We start from the raw sequence: 15,238 nt of genomic DNA, 5'->3' as shown, positions 1-15,238 counted from the left end.
CCAGTGATTGTTCTTTTATGGATTTCTTCTGCTAGGTAAGGTGCGGCACCGCCCGCTAATGCCTTAGTAATATCCCCTCCCGCTAACCCCTGTATTGCGGCGGTTGAGGCAGTAATGGCCCGCTGTATGTCACCGCCTGTACCAAAAGGCTGGCTAGCTTGTTTAAACTCGGCTGTCTCACGCAGCTGGTCATCGATATGGCATGGGCCACATCGCGGCTAAGGTCATCAACATTCTGTTGCTGCTTCGCCGTGTCGTTGATGATTATCGTGCCATCACTCACTGCGGCATGGGTGGTGGAGCTATCGCTTTTTTCCTTGTTGCCCGCAACGGCTAAACCATTCGCAACAAGTAAGGGACAGGCATAACCCGATCAAGACGTTATACCGTGGAATATATTCGGCAATACGTAAACATCGGCCTTCACCCTCGATTACGCTGCAGGGTCACTGGATGAGAGACTGCGATTTAAGACAGGGAAGAAGGTTGAGGTGAATTGTCAGCAGGGAAAACGGATTATACGGCTAATTGAGGAGTGAACAGCATGTGAAAAAAATCCCGGCTAGATGGCCGGGATTTCTATTAGTGCAACGTCAAATTAGCATCATTTGTATTTTTTTTAGCCATTCGTAAACTGTTAATCCGTCAACATGAGGATCATAATATCCATTATTATCAATGATGAAGCTATCAGAGATCGATGCCTTATCACTATCTAATAACTGGTCAAGCTCCTGTTTAAGGGCTAATATCCTAGCTGTCGACTCCCTTTCGATAAAGTTTCTAATTACATCATCAGGACTGGGAGCATCATAGAACCAGTCTTGATGAAAATAAGCACCTAGTAAATAGGCAATATTTTCAAATTTCATATATTCCTGTAATTATTTTGGATATGCAGTATGTATCCGGTAACCATTTGGCATTAATGGATCTCTATCTATAACTATGGTTAGTTTATTAGATAGTTGAGAGGCACTATCACCTTTATGTATAACTTTACCGACATTAAATTTTTCCTCATGCTGCAAAACCAGTCTTGCCTGGTCGCCAGAGAGCCAGTCTGCAAGCTGTTTCTGATTTGCAGAAATACCATTGCCTATCGCCTTGTCTGCTACTCCATTATTAAAAAATGTTGAAGACGCATTAAGCCTTGGTTCTGCTTTAAATCGAGCAATTAATTCAGCATCAGACTTAGCTACATGCTTCTCTATAGCATGTCCACCAAAATTTTCATGGTAGATCAGAGAATTTCCTGTTTCGGCTTTAACCGTGGTGCTCTTTGAAATTGTTAAAAACGCTTTAGCCGCCACATATTGCAACAGTTTTGCTTCACTGGTTGGCACACCACTGGAAAGTATTTCAGCCGCTTTCTGTGGCGTCATTTGTTCATTAGACATAACGACATCTAAAGGTACGCCAAAGAAATTACCCCAGGCTACCAGCAGTCCCTCTGCTGCATTTTGCCCTTCCGGCATATCACCTTTAGCTGCTTTGGACAGTGCCGCGGCGATATCATCCGGTGATGTACCACTCTTTATCATGGAAGTGCCCAGCGAAAACTGAGCCTGGCCATAATCAGACAGACCCTTTCCGAAGCCATCCAGGCCGCTCAGAGCATTATTCTCAACCGTCACCTTCCCGGTCTGCATCCCTGATACTGCACTTGCCGTATCGCCACCCACCAGTCCGCCCGCTAATCCCGCGGCTAAACTGGCTAAGGCACTAATGGTTTGTTTCTGTGACTCATCCAGCTCAGGTGCTTTTTTACCATAATAGGCCTGCGAAATCAGCCCCACCGCTTCTGCCGTTACCGCACTACTGGCTCCCGCTAACGCATTTTCACCCTTAGCCAAGGATAATGCTGCATTCACTACCGCATGCGCCATTAGGTTGGCAGTTTTATTTACCTCTCCGTCGGCAGAGGTCGTTTGGCGATGGATAACCTCGGCTATGTAGGGTGCGGTACCGCCCGCTAACGCCTTAGCGATATCACCCCCCGCCAACCCTTGTATTGCGGCGGTTGAGGCGGTAATAGCCTGTTGTATTGCGCCGCCGGTTCCAAAAGGCTTGCTCGCTTGTTTAAACTCGGCTGTCTCACGCAGTTGGTCATCGGTATAGGTCGGGTGCTCAGCTTTAGCGGCAGTAAACCCTGCTATCTCCCCTTGCGTACGCGCGATATCGGCGGCTTGATTGCCTATTTCACCGATTAACTGCAGCGTCTGCATCCGTTGCTGCTCTTTTTCTTTATCGAATATCGGGCTAAGCATCTGGTTGGCATGGGCCACATCGCGGCTCAGGTCATCAACATTCTGTTGCTGCTTGGCGGTGTCGTTGATGATTATCGTGCCATCACTCACCGCAGCATGGGTGGTTGAGCTATCGCTTTTTTCCTTGTTGCCTGCAACGGCTAAACCATTAGCAAGATTACCGATAAAGTTCGCCATACCGCCGCCAGTACTGGCGCCTACGCTCTGGTGTTCGACCTTATAGGCTGCTTGGTTTTCGATATCACTAAAACCGAGGGTGCCGGTCTCTAAGCGGTTATGCTCGGCACTGGCGGTCGAGCCAATCACCGCACCATTAAGCTGGGTATGTTCACCCACCTTGACATCAAAGCCACCTTTGCCTGCAAACAGCCCAGTCTGTTCTTGCACACTGTCATAGGTACTGTGCATCTTATCTTTACTAAGATTGACACTCCCTGAACCGGTCATCGAGCCGAAGGTAAAGCTACCGCCCGCACTGGCGCTTTTTTGCTTGGAGTCATAGCGGTTGCTGTCTTGCTCAGAGGTCAGCGTTAAGTTACGCCCAACCTCTGCTGCAATCCGTTCGCCATTGACCTGTGCACCGGTTAGCGTGGTATCGCGACCGCTAAGTAAGGTCACTGCACCGCCGCTGTCGAGTGTTGTCTCTTGGTGGGTCAGGGAACTGCCGTTCTCCTTGCCTTTGCTGGCATTGACGCTGGCAGAAATGCTGATGCCAGCGCTATTGCCGCTCGCACCAATCCCTATCCCTAACGACCCGCCGTGGCTGCTATTTTTACCGCTCAGGGTTTCACTGTCTTGGCTGGAGTGCAGTAGGATATCCTGTGCGGCACTCAGTGTCGTATCACGTCCAGCTTTAAGCTGACTGCCCGCAATATCGATATCCCCTTGGGTAACCTGTAAGCTTAGGTCGCGCCCGGCGGTGAGTTGGCTGCCCGCATGCGTCTGCTGCACGACGCTCTGCTCGGAGTGGGCGCGTTGATTACCGTAAGAGAGGTTAACCCCCATCGCGTCTTGCGGCGTTTGCTTTAGATTATTGAGATCACTGGCTTGTTTAGCACTGTAACCGGTTAATACCGATTGGGTCGCTTTTAACGCCGCCAACCGGCCACTGTCTTCCTTAGCCGCCGAATGGGCCTGTTGAGTGGCCGTGTTTAAAGCGCTCCCCACCACGCCGCTCAGCGCTAGGGTTAATCCACTCGACTTCTGTTCGGTTTTGGTGAGGGCGGTATGGCTATTTTCTGCCGCGCTGATATCGATACTCTTGCCACTTATCGCCATATCTTGGCCAGCTAACAGATCGCTGCCATGCAGGGTCACCTGATTACCGGCAGTCACCGTAACGTTACCTTGAGTGCTGCCGATCACGCTGCCTTTTTGTACATTACTGCGGTCGTCTTGATCCGTTTTTTGCGATGAGGTACCGACAGTGAAGCCGATCCCACCGGTACCACTTAACCCTGATTTCTTCTTCTTAGTCATACTGGTTGAGTGATCAGACTCCTCGGCTGTGGTGATCACCACATCATTACCTGCCAGTAGCTTAACGGCATTATCCCCCACTATATTACCGGCTTCTGAACGCAGGTCGTGCCCTGCGAGCAGCGTCACCTGATCGCCGGAGACTGAACTGCTTACTGCGTTGATCTGATGGGTACTGGTGGCTACCTCAGTCGTCGTTTTCGATAAACCGTGACGTTTTTTGGTTTTCATATAGGTCGACTGATCCCAGCTATCCTGACCACTGAGTAACGTCAAATCGTGACCCGCCGTCAGTGTCGCATCGCCCCCTGCTGTCACTTCTGCAGCGCGTAAGGTCATATCGTTCCCGGCTTGCATCGTTAAGCTGCCACCAGCATTAATGACGGAGCCTTGGTCATGGGTCTCTAGACTATGGTCATAATCTTTTTTACCGCGAGTATAGTCCGTTGCGTGACTTTGTTTTACCGTATCAAGATTCAGGTCATGACCAGCAATCACCCGCGTCGTGCTCTCGTTGCCCTGATTACTTAAGACGCTAGCAGTCAGCTGGATATCATGCCCGGCTTGCAGCGTTAATTGGCCCTGTTGGCCCGTTACCGCTATCCCCGCTTGGCGTCCAGTCCATGCTTCACTCCCCCGTTGAAAGCTTTCGGTTTGACTGAGGATGTCATGCCCTGCCTGTAAGGTGAGTTGATCACCGCCCAGTAATTGGCCGCCCCGGTTGACAATATCGTGACTCGCCAATAACTGAGTGGTATTGCCACTAATATCACCCAGATTAAGGAGATTGCTTGCTGAAATCGCGGTCAGCCCGCGGCCAGCGATAGTGCCACTATTGAGCAGATCCTGCGCGGTCGTGATCTGAACGGCGTTACCTGCTAACAATGCGCCGTTACCACTCAACTGATTTTTATCAACTCGAGCATAGAGCTTGGGTACCGCCACCAGTTGGGTGGTGCCATCGGATAAGGTGATACGCTCATTAACCATTAGCACCATATCGCTGGTCATCTGAGCCATCTGTTCTGCACTCAATGCGGTCCCCGGAGCGATGCCAAATTGCTCGCTAAAGGCTTTACCACTGGTGAGCAGCGCACGATATTGCGCTTCATCGTTGCTATAACCGGTTAAGAACCGCTGTCCGGTCGCTTGGACAATCTGATCGCGCACCAAGGATTGCTCATAATAGCCATCGCCTAATCGCTTGATAAGCTGGTCTTGATAGATATCACTACTACTTACCGTGGATTTACCCCGCGTAAATTGCGGGTCGGTTTCGACCAGATACTGACTGTCGGTACCGGGATGAAGCTGATAGAGGCTGGTAGTAGGTATGTTAACCGGCGCATGCGTGGTGCGAATAACCCAATTGCCTGCAGAGGCCGTCTCCCCCAGTTGTGTCGAGGCATCGACGGGTGCGGGGAGGGGCACGTCGGTCACTAAAGCTTGATGGTCTTGTTTTGCTAAGGCGACATTGGCCAACAAATCAGATGCCCCGGCGGTCGCTGTGGGGGGCGCAACCTGTGTGGCAATAGTTTTCCCCTCACCGACACCTTGGCCTTGAAGCTGGGCGGTCAGATGCAGCGGTAACGTTAACTCACTGACCGGGGGTTGATAGACTTCCGGGCCTTCATAGCGCGTTTGCTTATGCTGTTTGCGTCGCCCGCCCGCCAGTCGTTCACCTTGTTGTTCGAGAGTCTGCTTGACCTCGGTTTCCTCGTTATTCACCGCGCCATTAATGACTAACGCTTGGCCTGCCACCACTTGGCTATCTTTGTTATGCAAGTCACTGTTTAAGACGAGATCGCCACCACTACGCAGTATCGCGCTCTGTTGATTGCTGACCGTTTGGGCTTTGGTGACCTGGTCGAAATTGAAAACATTAAATCGCCGTCCGGCATCCGTCACACCCGGTTGGTGGAAGTAGATAATGCCGTTTCGGGCATCCTGATAGACATAGAGATAATCCTCTTTGCCATCAATGGTAAATTTGACGCGGTTACCTTGCGCATCCAGCGCATAACTGCGCCCTTGCGCATCGAAGTTAAACACCACTTTATAGTCGCGAGATTTGGATTTATCGATGGTGGCATCGAACCGATAATGCACGCCATCGGTACGACCGCAGGCATCTGTCCATTTACGTCCGGTACAAAACTCAATCTCGACCAGATCATTAAGGCTCGACACCGTTTGCAGGTCATCGCTAACTGTTAAGTGCGTGTCACGGTTCTCAATGTGCTGCGCAGAGATCCCCAGACGGCCCATTGCCTCAATGGTCGCACTGAGATTATCAACCTGTGTTGCCTGACCAGTAAGCGTGCCATCGGCAGCCAAGGCACCGCCTATCTGTAGATCGCCGTTGCTGTAGATCAGGCTATTATCTTGGTTAGTGAGGTGATCGGTGGCGATAAGCAGACTTTCTCGTCCGGCGATGGTTGCCGCTTTATTCTCAAGACTCTCATTGGTCATTAGCGCGGCATCAATGACCAATTGATCACCGTAAATTCTTCCCGTACCACGATTGTGAAGTTCATCGGCGTGCAGCAACACTTGCCCACCGTCGATTAAGCCTTGATTTTCTAGGTAATGACTAGTGATTGTGGTGATGCCTGAGTTGATCTCACCCGTCTGCTGGTTAGTGAGCCGATCACTGGTCAAGGTCAGATGCTGGCCTGCCGTCAAGCTACCGCTATTGTTCAGTTGGTGACCTGCGGTATTCAGCTGCAGATCGTTTCCAGCCGCCAATTGGCCGTCTTGTTGAAAATCGCTGCCGACCTCTATACTCAGGTTATTGCCCCCGGTCACCCGACCAACCTGAGTGAACTGGCCAAGCGTTAGCGCGACATCACCATTGGCGACAATATCGCCTTGGTCATTATTCAAACTCACGCCACTGCCTGGTATGCCGATCGTTAATTGCCCCTGCGAGGAAAGCAGTCCCTGTTGGTTAGCCAAGGTATCACTCACCTGTGTATGCAGTGACTCGCCTGCGCGTAAGCTGCCTTGACGGTTATCCAGATTCGCCGCGGTGATAGCGAGAGTTTGGGCTTCAATCCCCTGCCCTTCATCACGTGTGAGCTGATTATCCAGCTGCTGAGTGGACAGCCTGAGCTGTTCTCCCGCCTTCATTAGCCCGTGCTGATTCCGGATTGACTCGCTGGCGGTGATCTGTGCATTACCCGCCGCATAGAGCGTTCCCTGATCGTTAATCGCTTGGGCAACCAAGGTTGACAGATCGGCACCCGATAGCACTTTACCGCCTTGGTTGTTGAGTTGTGTGCCACTCAGTGACAGACCTTGTCCACCTTGCAGTTGCCCGGATTGATTATTGAGCACCCCCGCTTGCAGGGTAAGGCTACCGCCAGCAAGCAGTTGGCCTTGCTGATTGGCAAATTCACCTTGCCCCAGATCCACCGAGGTATTCCCCCCCGACTGTATTGACCCTTGACCATTCTGTAAGCTTTGTAGCGTTAACTGGTTTGTCTCGCTGGCAAGCAGGCTGCCTAGCTGGTTATCAAGACCCTGTGCCGTAATTGCAAGGTCACGCCCCGCAATCACGCCTTTCGCATTGTCTAGCTCACCACTGTTGAGGATAAGCTCCCCCGCGGAGCGTAGGCCAAGACTCGCGCTATCCGTCTCGCGATTGTTAAGCGTTTGACCCTGCGTAGTAATGGCGAGGCGGTCACTGCCTTGGATCAGCCCCGCCTGATTGGTTAAGGCTGTTGTCTGCAGGTCGAGCGTTTTGGCGATCAGCACCCCCTTTTGGTTATTCAGCTGACCACTCTCAATTTGTAAGTCTTTGGCGGCACTGATCAGACCTTGTTGGTTATCCAAGCTCTCGCTAAGATGTAACGCCCCTTGGCCTTGCGTCGAGTGTAACGTCCCCGTTTGGTTATTCAGTTGCCCTGCCGTAACGGCGAACGCGCCGCCCGTTTGCAGCACCCCCTGACGGTTATCGACGACACCGGCGGTGCTGAGGGTCAGCGGTCCCTCAACAGCGGTGATTTTTCCCTGCTGGTTAGTCAGCGCGGCACTGTCTAGGCTAACCTGGTCACGGGCCGAAATACTCCCAGCATGGTTGATCAGTGCTCCCTGAGTGTGAACCGTGACGCCAGATTGCGCGGCCACAATCTTTCCTTGATCATTATTCAGTGAATCTGCCGTCAGCGTCAGCGCAGCTTGACTCTGCAACGTGCCGTATTGATTGTTCAGCTCCCCGGTTGTGTGTACCTTAAGCGACCCGTTTTGTGCACTGAGTAAACCCTGCTGATTAGCGAGTTGCGAGGCGTTAAGGGTTAACGCGTGGTCGCTAATCACCTCGCCTAGACGATTATCCCACTGCTCGCCTGTGGCGGTAATCGTTTTGCCCGCCATCAATCCGCTACGGTTATCGAGGGTTTGCGCCTGTATCGCAAGCGTTCCACCCGCTCTCAAGCCCAAGCTATCGGCTTGGGTGTCGGCGTTAGTGAGGGTTCCGCCCTGAGTCGTAATCGACAGTCCGTCCGTGGCTTGTACCAAGCCCCCTCGGTTATTGAGATCTTGACTGGTTAGGCTAAGGTCGCTGGCGCTGGCAAGAGTGCCTTGCGTGTTGTCGATCTGTTCGCTATCGAGCCTCAATGCCTGCGGGCCTTGTGAAATAATGGCGCCCCCATGATTATCCAGTCCTTTGGTGGCGGTCAGATCGACTGCCTGAGCAATCAGTCTACCCTGCCGATTGGTTAGCTTTCCTGGGGTGCTCAGAGTCACCTGCTGGGCAGCAAGCTGCGCGCGGTCAAGGTGTAAATCGCCTTCCTGAGCCGTCACCTTCACCTGATTCGCTTGGGTCTGACTATCGCTTAGATCAACCTCTTTACCCGTTAGGCTAATGTGATCATGGCTGAGGTGGGTGCCGTGGCTCTGCAATTGTTGGGTCGCGGCAAGGCTAAGCTGGCCCGCGGCCGTCGCTTGACCTTGTGCATCAATACCCGCCCCTAAGGCGCTGCCATGCTGGTTAGTGATGGTGTCGGCTTGCAGTGTCGCATTATGCCCGGCCACTAAGGTCGAACTGGACTGACTGACTAATTGCCCGCTTGCTGAGAGTTGCAGATCACCTTGCGCGCGAATTTGCCCAGCATTGTTAATGTCCCCCTGACTGGCCGCGGTAATGTTGCCTGCTGCAGCGATTTGCCCGGTGTTATCCATCCCTGCCGTGTGTAGAGCAACGTTTTGCTGAGCTTGCACAACCCCTGTATTGGTTAATTTACCGCTGGCATCCAACGTGAAGTGGCCTTGTGCCGCGCCGATCTCGCCACGGTTACGCACCCCGACCCCTTGCTCAGTCCCCACCAACGTAATACGGTTGGCATACATTCCCGCTAAGGCGGCTGTATCGATGGCAAAGGTGGGGCGTCCAGCGGGATCATCGTTTTTAACCTTTACGACGTTGCCGTCGGCATCGGTTTGGTTATGCCCGGTAGTGACTTTAAGATCACCCGCTTGCACGCGACCATTGACCTCGACCGCACGCGCAATCAGCCGAGTATAATCTTGACCTGTGCCGTTCATCCCTGTACCGCTGATGGTAATGCGCCCACGATCAACGTCATAACCCGCGATTTGGCCATTTTCTAATCGAACCCGCCCAGCCGCTAACGTATTACGCCCTGCGTTGATCACACCGCAACCGCTGCAACTGATCCCTGCCGGGTTAGCAATGATGACATCGGCTTTACGTCCCGCCACCTCGATAAACCCACGCAACTGGCTAGGGTTCGCGCTGTTGACTTCATTAAGGATCACTTTGGCAGAGCCTTTCGCCAGCCAAGGGTTACCGGCAATTTGACCCGCTAACTGAGTCGGTGTCGCATGTTGACTATTGTTTAAAATCGCGCCACGTTCATCAACGTCAAATTGACGATAAGTGTTATGAGACAGCCCTTTGCTGTTTGGGGCGCGGATATCCACTTGAGGTAAGCCGTTACCGGTTCGTTGTACCGTGGGTTGCTGCCCCCGGGGGGCATTCGGATCAGCAACAATGCCGGCGGCGTTGGCTAAAGGGCTGATGGCGCTCCCCGCGATCATCAGCGCAAAGGGTAGCGGTCGGAGTGTCGCGAGCATCGAAGGTTGTACAGGTTGACTGCACGTCGACGGCCCCCCTGCACGTCGTGCCAACTCCGACACGACCACCAGTCGTTGTAGACAACGGTTAAAAATAATCCGGTAACAGTGCTTATTCATTTTTCATCCCTGTATTAATACTGCCAATTTACGCTAAATCCAAAGGTCACCTTGTCAGTCTTAAACCCCTTGGGTTTAGCTAATGGCGTCCCTGCAAAGAGGTCATATCCCAATCCCATGCTCGACAAGGCTCCTCTTACCCCGACTACACTGCCCGCTAAATGTCGGCCAATCAGCGTAGAGCCGTCACTACGCCCCCCGACTTCGCCATAGTCCGCGCCAAGATAGAGTTCTTGACTCGGCAGCGGCGTCTGCCAAGCAACCGTATTTTGTACATACCAGCCGTGGCTGGCGCTGAGCGTGCGTTCGCCGTTAAAGCCTCGAACTGTCCAACGGTTTCCAATCGCTAACTGATCGGGAGAGGTCAATGGCGTTGAACTCTGTTGGCGAAGATAGGTGAGTTGATAACGGAAGTTCTGGTCAGCCAGCTGAAAAGGCCAGTCCAATCCAAGGTTCCAAGTCAATATTTTACTTTTCGCCGTCGCGCGATAACCCGCTTCGTATTGCTCTTCATAGGCGGGTAACGCTCCGAACCAACGGGTACCATGTTGGTAATTTACACTGCCATTAAGCGTAACGGGACCAAAATAATGCCGATGGTCAAGACCTAACTGCCACGCACTGGTTCGTCGGCGCTGCACCTCGATTTCACTACGATCGATATAGTTTTGTAATTCACGGATCAGCAAGCTACTGCGCAGTGTGGTTTTACCGCTGGCGTTACGCTGAATGACGCGACTCACCCCAACATTAAGATTTTTACTTTTTCCAGAGTAGCGGATATCACCGTTATATCCCGCCACATTCTGAACGTAGTCATATTCGCCACCTGTTACTTCAAGCAACCAGTAGCCGAGAGGAACAGAATAATGGCCATTGATATTTTTACTCTGTTTATGTCCTTTAAATCCAATGTCATGGCTGGCGGAAACATAGAGTAAATCACTGAGTGAAAAGGGATTATCTAAAGCTAACATCCCACCGACTTGCGTACGACCTGTACTCTTGGTTCCCGAGTCGTCGGCCCAAAGATTGACCCGCCATATTTTCGCCTGTCGACGAGTGATGACGACGTCACTCTCACCCTCTTTTTCACCCGGGACAATTTCCATCGTATCCTCAACGGTGGGCAGGCGTTGTTGATTTTCAAGTCCTTGTTCGATATCACGCAGGTCCAATAATTTTCCAGAGGAGCCGGGGACTGACGTTGCCAAGGTCGCACGCTGATCAGAGCCTGCCGCATAACGCACTTGCCCCAACTTTCCTGCGACGACCGACAGCGTTAATTCTCCCTGACTGAGGTCTTGAGCGGGAACCAGCACGCGAGAGGTTACCCATCCGTGGGTAATCAACCGGTTTTGTATTCGTCCCATTAACTGATTGATCCCATGCACACCAAGACAGTGCCCCACCCCCTGATCGGCGATCGCCTGCGCCCGAAACCACCAAGGTAAGGGATCGGTTCCAGTCAAATGCACTGTTTTTATTGGGAAGCACGGGCTTTCCTGAACAAAAGGACCTTCGATATTTTTCGGTAACGATTTATCGAGTGAGATATCGGGCGTCGCAGGCGTAAGTTGGGCCTCTTTAGCTGATTGCTGCGTCTGGATATGCTGTTGTTGCTGGTCGATAAAGGGGGCGGCGTGGGCTAATGCAGTGAAAACTGTCAAACCGACCATTATCACTTGGATAGTATAAGAAAGGGTCTTCATCCTTGACGGCATACTTGACTCTGAAATATTAAGAATTCGTAAAAAAATAATGTAACTTTATGTCAAAACATAACAAAATAATCGAAATCAGCAACATCTTACTGGCTAAAATAAGTTTAATTTGATCTAAATCAAGACTATCGATAACAGGAATAAGCTTTAAGGTGGTCAGGTAAATCCTTTTGCCTGACCTAGGTGGGTTTAGCGTTCGCGTAACGCTTCTTTCGCCTTATTCAACGGCTTAATCAGATATTGTAATACCGTTTTATGACCGGTTTTAATATCAACCGTCGCAATCATGCCGGGAAAAATGGGGAACTGCTTATGATCGCGGTTTTCCAAATGATTACTATTGGTGCGAATATAGACACGATAGTAAAAAATATCGCGTTTCACCTCATCTTGAATGGTATCCGGCGAGATCATGGTGACCTCTCCTGGTAACCCACCAAAAATGGAGTAATCATAAGCGGTAATTTTTACCATTGCCTTCTGACCGGGATGAATGAACGCCACATCCCGTGGGGAGATTTTCGCTTCGATCACCATTTGGTCATCAAGCGGTACCAAGGTCATTAACTTTCCATTAGGAGGAATAACGCCGCCCACCGTGGTCACATCAATATCTTTAACAATGCCACGCAATGGGGCATTAAAGGTCAAGCGAGTCAATGAGTCTTCCCGGCCACGGGTAACTGAGCGTTGCGCTTCAATCTCTTCGTTCGCTTTCGCTAACTCTTCGCGGGCTTTTACGTAATACTGGTTTTGCATCTCAGTGATTTTGCTTTCCAGATCATTTTTCTGCCGTTGTAAGCGTAAGACTTCGACATTACTGGCCGCGCCCAATTTCACTAACGGCTGCGTCATGGTCAGTTCACGTTGCACTAACACCACCCCTTCGCGTAATCCCGCGAGTCCTTTTGTTAAACTGGCGCGTCGTGAGTCATACAGCGCGGTTTCTTGTTTAATCAACCCACTGTCATTCCTGATCTCTGCGGGAAAGGTTAACGGGGTACCATTCGCTTCAGCGTTCAGCCGTGCCGCCGTCGCCAGTGCAGCATTTAACCTCGACTCGCTCTCCATCACACTGTACTGCGTTTTAGTCCGGTCTAACTGGGCAAGGGGTTGACCTTGTTCAACAATATCGCCCTCTTTCACAAATAATTTGTGGACGATGCCCCCTTCCAACGATTGAATCACTTGTTCATGTGAGGAAGGCACGACTTTACCATTGCCGGTCGTCACTTCATCCAAGTGGAAAAAACTCGCCCACGTAATAAACACGCAGAGTAAGGCAAACAGGCTCCAGGCAACCAGCGTTGAACGCGGTAATTTCGGTTCCCGTAAGCGACTATTGAATTGATTGATTTCACTCATGCGTTGGTCTCCTCAGTAGCCGGCGTATTACGTAAGGTCACTCGACGCGTTGCCCCTGGGCGTGACAGTCCACTCTGCTGCAAAATCGCGTCACGCGGGCCATCTTTGATAATTTTGCCGTTATCAAGAATGATAATCCGATCGACCAGTTCAAGGGCCGCTAGGCGATGGGTGGCAATTACCAGTGTTTTGCTAGGATTCAGCCACTGGCGTAACGCATGAATAAAATGTTGTTCGCTCATCTCGTCTAAAGAAGCAGTCGGTTCGTCCAATAATAAAATGGATGGCGAGGTTAATATGGCACGCGACAGTAATAATGCCTGTCGCTGTCCGCCCGACATACCAAAACCCCCTTCATTGATCATCGCATTCAAGCCCAGCTTTTGGTTACGCACAAAATCGAGTGCTCCACTTAAGGTCAGTGCATGGTGGATCTCTTCATCGCTGGCCAACGGATTCCCCAGCGTAATGTTGTCGCGGATCGAACCGAAAAATAGCCGTGCGTGTTGGGTCAATAATTGCATATCACGCCGTAAATCGGCGGGATCGAGATGTGCTAGCGCGATATCGTCTAGCAAAATAGTGCCCGCTTGGGGTTCCTGCATGGCGGCGAGTAGTTGCAGTAAGGTACTCTTCCCAGAGCCATTGCGCCCTAATAAGGCGATTTTCTCGCCGGGTTTGATGCTAAGTTGCGCAAGGCTTATTACTTCTGTTTTCTCTTCTTCGTCATAGTAGAAACTGACGTTCTTCAGCTGATAATGACCTTGCATATGCGATTTGTGAACGCGTTTACTGGCTAGGGGATCATCGATCGGTCGTTGCATCAAATCGTCGAGGCCTTTACGGGCGACTTTCGCCGATTGCCAACGTGACAGTACGCCAGAAATTTGTGAGAGCGGTGCAATAGTCCGTGAGGCAAGAATGGAGGTTCCGACCAGTGCACCGGTAGTCATATCCCCACTCATGACTAAGTAGCAACCCACCAACAGTACTACGGCATAGACGATCGATTGGACCTCTTGCGTCCAGGTCATCAATAAGCCGGTCAACCAACGCTGTTTCATGCCAACTGTCGCAGCGACGTCGTTAGTATTGTTCCACTGATTCTGAAAACGCTGCTCCGCACGCATCAGTTTGATGTCTTCAATACCCTGCACCGCTTCGACTAACGTCGCGTTACGAATTGCCGACTCACGCATCCCTTCTGCCGATAATTTCGCCAGCGGGATCTGAATCAATAACCCCGGTATCACTAACAGTGGTACGGCTAATAACACGACAAAGACTAGTGGCCCACCGATCATCCATAAAATCGCCACAAAAAATAAAAAGAAAGGCAAATCGGAAAAGGCAGAGATAGTTGTCGAAGTGATCAATTCACGAACCGACTCAAGCTCCCTGATTTGTGAGATAAAAGATCCTGTTGAGCGTGAACGCATGCCATTCTTAATACGTAGCGCATGGGCAAAGACGCGTTCGGAAATCCGTAAATCGGCGCGCTTACCGATCACATCCGAAATATGGACACGCAGCATACGCATCGCAAACTCGAATAAAATCGCAATCATTACCCCACTAAAGAGTACCCAAAGTGTTGGCACAGATTGTGCGGGGACGACGCGGTCATAGATTTGCATTGAAAAAATCATGCCTGATAGCGCTAAGACATTGGCGACCAACGCAACGATCATAATATCGCTGTAGCGACGCCAATCTTTCAGGGCGAGCTGCCAGAACCAATTTTTTTCATAAGGTTTAATATAGTCATCGACGCGCGCATCACGCACCGATTCTGCCGGACGTAATACCATGATGCGTTGCAGGCGTGCTACGAGTTCTTCCCGCGTTAGCGTGGTCTCCAAGCCTTGTTCGCCGCTAAATTGAACGCTTAGCGAACCGTTATCATCCATTTTGGTAATGACAGCAATTTGTTGTTCAGTCAGTTCCACCACCAAGGGCAGACGATAGGGGTCGAGAAGACGCGGATCCGCCGCCACGGTACGCAGGCTAAGACCCAATTGTTTCGCCATGTCTTCCAAGACCCATTGTTCAGGAGACTGGCTTTCGTGATTGATGGTCATCCGGACATGTTCTTGAGAGAAATCCAGACGATAAAATTTTGCAACACTCAACATCGCCTGCAACCAAGGCTCATAGTGCGGATGGGTTTTCATAACAAAT

General features: G+C 51.1%; 5 protein-coding genes. All 5 read right to left on the bottom strand.

Annotated features, from left to right (window positions below; genetic code table 11):
* Positions 1–593: 593 nt before the first annotated feature.
* Positions 594–872: a contact-dependent growth inhibition system immunity protein gene (locus QJR74_RS05920; RefSeq protein ID WP_304373631.1), complete on the bottom strand. Its 279-nt coding sequence runs from the start codon at positions 870–872 to the stop codon at positions 594–596.
* A gap of 12 nt (positions 873–884) precedes the next feature.
* The gene (locus QJR74_RS05915; RefSeq protein ID WP_304373630.1) at positions 885–9,968 is read right to left on the bottom strand and encodes a two-partner secretion domain-containing protein; all 9,084 of its coding nucleotides are present in this window, start codon (positions 9,966–9,968) and stop codon (positions 885–887) included.
* Between the two features lie 14 nt (positions 9,969–9,982).
* Complete coding sequence (locus tag QJR74_RS05910; protein WP_304373629.1) at positions 9,983–11,680, bottom strand: ShlB/FhaC/HecB family hemolysin secretion/activation protein; 1,698 nt, start codon at positions 11,678–11,680, stop codon at positions 9,983–9,985.
* Between the two features lie 201 nt (positions 11,681–11,881).
* Entirely contained in the window at positions 11,882–13,057 is a 1,176-nt protein-coding gene (locus QJR74_RS05905) for an HlyD family type I secretion periplasmic adaptor subunit (RefSeq protein WP_304373628.1), read from the bottom strand.
* Positions 13,054–15,231 (bottom strand): type I secretion system permease/ATPase, encoded by a 2,178-nt coding sequence (locus QJR74_RS05900; protein WP_304373627.1) that lies wholly within the window; start codon positions 15,229–15,231, stop codon positions 13,054–13,056. The genes QJR74_RS05905 and QJR74_RS05900 overlap by 4 nt, the downstream gene beginning before the upstream one ends.
* Positions 15,232–15,238: the final 7 nt, after the last annotated feature.

The sequence above is a fragment of the Tatumella ptyseos genome (genome assembly GCF_030552895.1).
Taxonomy (GTDB): domain Bacteria; phylum Pseudomonadota; class Gammaproteobacteria; order Enterobacterales; family Enterobacteriaceae; genus Rosenbergiella; species Rosenbergiella ptyseos_A.
The sequence above is the reverse complement of the archived record's forward strand: the minus strand, read 5'-3'. Positions and strand labels throughout refer to the sequence as shown.

What these genes read in the sequence shown, in the direction of transcription:
- QJR74_RS05920 (WP_304373631.1), bottom strand. Translation starts at nt 872, where the DNA reads ATGAAATTTGAAAATATTGCCTATTTACTAGGTGCTTATTTTCATCAA.
- QJR74_RS05915 (WP_304373630.1), bottom strand. Translation starts at nt 9,968, where the DNA reads ATGAATAAGCACTGTTACCGGATTATTTTTAACCGTTGTCTACAACGA.
- QJR74_RS05910 (WP_304373629.1), bottom strand. Translation starts at nt 11,680, where the DNA reads ATGAAGACCCTTTCTTATACTATCCAAGTGATAATGGTCGGTTTGACA.
- QJR74_RS05905 (WP_304373628.1), bottom strand. Translation starts at nt 13,057, where the DNA reads ATGAGTGAAATCAATCAATTCAATAGTCGCTTACGGGAACCGAAATTA.
- QJR74_RS05900 (WP_304373627.1), bottom strand. Translation starts at nt 15,231, where the DNA reads ATGAAAACCCATCCGCACTATGAGCCTTGGTTGCAGGCGATGTTGAGT.